6 protein-coding genes are annotated in these 5,422 nt (G+C 69.4%); 5 read left to right on the top strand and 1 reads right to left on the bottom strand.

Features of this window, described 5'->3' with window-relative positions:
* Positions 1–284: ABC transporter ATP-binding protein (locus tag ACTS11_RS10890; protein WP_442640337.1), on the top strand; the 284-nt coding region annotated here is incomplete at its 5' end.
* Here ACTS11_RS10890 and ACTS11_RS10885 read toward each other — a convergent pair.
* Positions 259–1,374: a Hint domain-containing protein gene (locus tag ACTS11_RS10885; RefSeq protein ID WP_442640336.1), complete on the bottom strand. Its 1,116-nt coding sequence runs from the start codon at positions 1,372–1,374 to the stop codon at positions 259–261. The genes ACTS11_RS10890 and ACTS11_RS10885 overlap by 26 nt on opposite strands.
* A gap of 326 nt (positions 1,375–1,700) precedes the next feature.
* Here ACTS11_RS10885 and ACTS11_RS10880 point away from each other — a divergent pair, with 326 nt between their 5' ends.
* The 4 genes from ACTS11_RS10880 to ACTS11_RS10865 form a co-directional block, all read left to right on the top strand.
* Positions 1,701–2,540 (top strand): alpha/beta fold hydrolase, encoded by an 840-nt coding sequence (locus ACTS11_RS10880; protein ID WP_442640335.1) that lies wholly within the window; start codon positions 1,701–1,703, stop codon positions 2,538–2,540.
* Between the two features lies 1 nt (position 2,541).
* Positions 2,542–3,450: a VOC family protein gene (locus ACTS11_RS10875; RefSeq protein WP_442640334.1), complete on the top strand. Its 909-nt coding sequence runs from the start codon at positions 2,542–2,544 to the stop codon at positions 3,448–3,450.
* Positions 3,451–3,453: 3 nt separating this feature from the next.
* Positions 3,454–4,245 (top strand): SDR family oxidoreductase, encoded by a 792-nt coding sequence (locus tag ACTS11_RS10870; RefSeq protein ID WP_442640333.1) that lies wholly within the window; start codon positions 3,454–3,456, stop codon positions 4,243–4,245.
* Between the two features lie 18 nt (positions 4,246–4,263).
* A partial coding sequence (locus tag ACTS11_RS10865) for a thiamine pyrophosphate-binding protein (protein ID WP_442640332.1) occupies positions 4,264–5,422 on the top strand: 1,159 nt, incomplete at its 3' end.

Here is a 5,422-nt window from a genome sequence, read left to right as displayed (position 1 = left end):
CGGACGAGCCCGTCTCGGCGCTGGATGTCTCGGTGCAGAAGCAGGTGCTGGAGCTTCTGGACGACCTGCGGCGGCAGTTCGGCCTGTCGATGCTGTTCATCACCCACGACCTGCGGGTGGCCGCCACCGTCTGCGAGGAGATCGCCATCCTCCAGCGCGGCGTGATCGTCGAGCAGGGCTCCACCGCCGAAATCTTCGCCAATCCGCAGCACGCCTATACCCGGAGCCTCCTCGACGCGGTGCCTGGGCGCGACTGGATCAGCGGCCTTCCCACGGCTGTCTAGGCGCGCCGTGATCGGGGACAGGCGACGGTAGGCCGGGCGCCCGCATGTCCCGTCCGCGGGGCGTGACGAGCCGCTTCCACCGTCCCGGCTTGATGATCGGGCGCGCCGCCGGGTACGGCCCGTCGCCCGCGATCCCGGCGACGCGCGCCCGGTCACGGGGGGCGAGCCAGCTCAGCGCCATGGGGCCGGGCAGGAGCGTCTCGGCCGCGACGCCGTTCGCGATGATGACCTCGTGCCGCTCGGTCATCAGGTGGATGTAGCGGACGCGCGGCCGGCTCTCGCGCAGGATGGTCCGCCCGTCGATCAGGGCCTTCGCGGCGACGAGGCATTCCTCTGCGCCGTGGCGCAGGAGGAGGCGGTGCTGCTGCGACACGATCAGGTCCCGCGTCGCCCCGAACGTGCCCGCCCTGATGCGGACCGGCGCGGCATTGCCCCGCCCGGCCACACACATGCCTCCGGCCCAGGCGAGCGGCTGGGCTCCGTTGTCGCGGGTGAGCACGAGGTCGCCCGGGGCGAGATCGCGGATCGCCACCTCGCCCCTCGGCGTCGCGATCAGCGTCCCGGCCTCGAAGCAGACGACGGCCAGGTTCGTGTAGGGAACGTGCGGCTGGTCGCTGCCGCCACTGCCGATGAAGTACGGGGTGTCCGGCTCCAGCGGGGCGCTGGAGGCGAAGCCCACGACGTCCCCGTTGATTGTCATGACGTAGATCGTGATCTCGTCCTCGGGCATCCCGAAGAGAGGCGTCAGGACGTAACTGTACTCGAACGAGACGACCGATCCGGCCGGATAGGTCGTGCCGTGGATCGTGACCGCATCGCTCAGCGTGGCAGCGCCGCCGGTTTCGTGCGCCGGATCGCTGGCGTGCGTGTCGTCATCGGTGACGCTCACGAGAACCGTCGGTTCCGATGGTTCCGGCGGGAGATCTGGGAAGACCATGCCGCCGACGCCACCGCCCGACGTGTCGCCCTCGACGTAGATCATGGATTGCTCCAACGCATCGGCGTTGCGTTCCGAGGTATAGAGGAAGGGATCGTCGCCATCGATGACGAGCGCGTTCAGATCGTAGGCGGAGAAGGTGTAGGTCGCCATCTCTCACCCGTCGCGGGAAGAGAGGGGTCCGGGCTCCTCCGTGAGAGGGATTGCGCAGGGCACTTGCGTCATGAGGCTCCCGATCGGCGCGGCGTGTTTCCTGCTCCTGCATAGGGTCAGGTTCCTTCGATCCGGTGAACGCGCGCGTTTTCCCCGGTGTCGGCGGCATCTCCCGTGACGGCATCTGGCCGCCGCAAGTGCGCTTGACACGTGGCGGGTGGGCTGCAATGCTGTTTGAACATAACGTTCAATATTGAACTATTCTCGATATCAGGCTCCAGGAACGGTCCGGACATGCCAAGCGTCGCAAACAGACCGATGCCGCGATGACCGAGGCGGGGCCCGGATCGACGGGCGATCTCACATTCATCGCGCGACCCGGACCGGGTGCCCCGGTCGTGTTCCTGCATGGCATCGGATCCAACGCGGCCTCCTTCGCGCCGCTCTTCGATGCCCTGCCGGCCGGTCTCGGCCTGCTTGCCTGGAACGCGCCCGGATATGCGGGCTCTGCCCCCCTGGCCGATCCCTGGCCGGTGGCCGCGGACTATGCCCAAGCGCTCGCGCGATTGCTCGATGACCTCGGCCATGGGGCGGTTCACCTGGTGGGCCATTCGCTCGGCACGCTGATCGCCTGCGCCTTTGCGCGTCTCCATCCCGAACGGCTGCGCGGCCTGACGCTGGCGGCCGCCGCAACCGGCTACGGAGTTCCGCGGGGCGGCGTGCTGCCCGAGAAGGTCGCAGCGCGGATCGAGGACCTGGCGCGCCTGGGTCCCGCCGCCTTCGCCGGGGCCCGCGCCGCCAATCTGGTGCACGATCCCGAGCGGCACCCCGAGCTCGTCGCGCGGGTGGAGGCGTCGATGGTGCAGGTGAACCCCGAGGGCTATGCGCAGGCCGTGCGCATGCTCGCCTCGGGCGATCTGCCGGGCGAACTGGCCCATGTCGCGCTCCGCCCCGGCTTCATCATCGGCGTGCAGGACAGGGTGACGCCGATGGCGCAGACCCTCCCCGCCGCCGACGCCTGGCACGCCGCCCATGGCGAACGCCCGGCGATCGCCGAAATCGACCAGGCGGGCCATGCGGTGTACCTGCAGCGCCCCGATGCGTTCTGCACCGCGCTGCTGGAGCAGATGGCCGGCGCTTCAGCGCGAAACCCGGAGGGAGGTTGACATGACCGAAGAGCTCAGACTGCATCATCTGCGCGGGATCGTCATGCGCGCGCCCGGCATCACGGCGACCACGCCGTTCTACACCGAGCAATGGGGGCTGCATGTCGCCGCGCAGGAGGACGGGATCACCTACCTGCGCGGAACCGGCGAGCAGCCTTTCATCTACGGCCTGAAGGACGACGCGACCTACGGCATCGAGTATATCCACTTCGGCATGCCGGACCGGGACAGCGTGGACGCGCTCCATCGGCAGCTCGAGGCCAGGGGCGCCGACCTGCGCAGCGCGCCGGGCGTGTTCGACGGCCCCTTCGGCGGCTACGGATTCGAAGTGGCCGACCCCGACAACCGCCGCCTGCGCATCACCGCCGACATCGAATTGCGCGACTCCGACGACATCCATGCCTATCCCCGCAAGATCAGCCACGTGGTGCTGAACACGCCCGACATGGATGGACTTCAGGCATGGTACGAAGACATGCTCGGGTTTCGCACCAGCGACTACTCCGCCGATCAGATGGTGTTTCTGCGGATCGGCAGCGATCACCACGCCATCGCGCTGGTGCGCGCGCAGTATCCCTCGGTGAACCATGTGGCGTTCGAGATGCCGGGGATCGACAGTTTCATGCGCGGCATCGGACGCATGAAACAGCAGGGCCAGGTGCCGAGCTGGGGGCCGGGGCGCCATGGGCCGGGGAACAACCCGTTCGCCTATTTCGTCTCTCCCTCCGGCTTCGTGATCGAGTTCACGTCCGAGGTGCAGCAGATCGACGAGGAAACGCATGAGCCGAAGGTCTGGTCGCGCACGGATCCCGAGGCGATGGACCAATGGATGACGGCGGGCCCCCCGACACCCGCGCAACGGGCGGTCATGGCCGGGCGGCCCGACCCGGGCTTTCCGAAAGAGGGCTGAGGGATGGACCTGGGGTTGGCGGGGCGCGTCGTCGTCGTGACGGGCGGCACATCCGGGATCGGACTGGCGACCGTGCGGATCCTCCTGCAGGACGGCGCCAGGGTGGCGGTCTGCGCCCGGGGCGCGGAGCGGCTCGAGGCCGTGGTGGCGGATCTGGCCGGTGAATTCGGGGCGGAGCGCGTTCTGGGCCGGGCCCTGTCCGTGCTGGATGCCGAGGCGGTCAGGGGCTTCGCGGCCGATGTCCGGCAACGTTTCGGCGGGTGCGACGCGCTGGTCACGAATGCGGGGCAGGGGCGCGTTTCCACCTTCGCCGACACGGGCGACACCGACTGGCGCGACGAGCTGGAACTGAAGTTCTTCAGCCAGATCCATCCGATCCGCGCATTCGAGGCGATGCTGCGCGCAAGCGGTCGAGGGGCGATCGTGGCGGTGAATTCGCTGCTCGCCGATCAGCCCGAGCCGCACATGGTCTGCACCTCGGCCGCGCGGGCGGGGGTCCAGAACCTGCTGAAGTCGCTTGCGACGGAGTTCGCGCCGGACATTCGCGTGAATTCGATCCTGCTGGGGCTGGTGGACAGCGCCCAATGGCAGCGCCGCTACGAGGCGCGCGAGGACCGGACCCAAAGCCGCGAGGCGTGGTTCGCGAGCCTGGCCAAGGCCAAGAAGATCCCGCTGGGCCGCCTCGGCGACCCGGACGAGCCGGCGCGCGCCATCGCCTTCCTGGCCTCGCCCGGCGCCAGCTACATCACGGGCGCAAAGCTCGAAGTCTCGGGCGGCGTTTCGCGCTTTGCCTGACAGAAGAAAGACCAGTTCATGTCCCAGACCGTAGGCCACCAGATCGCCGAAGCGCTCGCGGATGCGGGCGTCACCACCATGTTCGGCGTGATCTCGATCCACAACATGCCGATCCTCGACGCCGTCGCGGAACAGGGGCGTATCCGTTTCATCCCGGCCCGTGGCGAGGCGGGGGCGATGAACATGGCCGATGCGTTCAGCCGCGTGTCCGGCCAGCTGGGCGTGGCGCTGACCTCGACGGGCACGGCGGCGGGCAACGCCGCCGGCGCGCAGGCCGAGGCGTTGACGGCGGGCAGCCGCGTGCTGCACCTGACCACGCAGATCGACCGCCCCTACATGGACCGCGACCGGGCGGCGATCCACGATGTGCCGAAGCAGCCCGAGATGCTCCGTGGCGTCTCGAAGGCCGTGTTCCGGATCTGGGACGAGATGGGCGTTCTGGGCACGCTCGCCGCGGCGATCCGTGCCGCGATGACACCGCCGACCGGGCCGGTGAGCCTCGAGATCCCCGTCGACGTGCAGCGCGTCCCCGCCGTCCCCGGCCTTTCCCTGACGCCGCCGCGCCCGGCCCTGCCGCCGGTGGACGAGAGGGCGGTCGACGCCCTGGCCGAGCGGGTGAGGGCCGCCCGGCGGCCGATGCTCTGGCTCGGCGGCGGCGCCCGAGGGGCCGGCGCCGAGGCGTTGGCGCTGGTGGAACGCGGCTTCGGCGCCGTCAGCTCGACCCAGGGTCGTGCGGTCGTTCCCGAAAGCCACAAGGCGACGCTCGGCGCGTTCAACATGACGCCCGAGGCGGAGGCGATCTACCGGAGCTCGGATCTGATGATCGTCGTCGGCTCGCGGTTGCGGGGCAACGAGACGCGCAACAACACGATGCCGCTGCCGCGTCCGCTGTTCCAGATCGACCTGGACCCGACCCAGGGCGGGCGCAACTATCCGGCCGACGGCTTCATCTGCGGCGACGCCGCGCAGACGCTGCGGGCCTTGCTGGACCGGTTGCCCGAAACCCTCGGGACCGATCCGCAACTGCACTACGACATCGCCGTCGCCCGCGCGAAGTCCGAGGGCGCGTTGCGCAGTCGCCTCGGGCCGTATCAGGTGGTCGCCGATCATCTGCTGTCGGTGGTGCCGAAAGGCGGGCATCCCTGGGTGCGGGACGTGACGATCTCGAATTCCACGT

This window comes from Roseicyclus sp., from assembly GCF_052168335.1.
Lineage (GTDB): Bacteria > Pseudomonadota > Alphaproteobacteria > Rhodobacterales > Rhodobacteraceae > Roseibacterium.
This window is presented reverse-complemented; position numbering and strand designations above follow the sequence as displayed.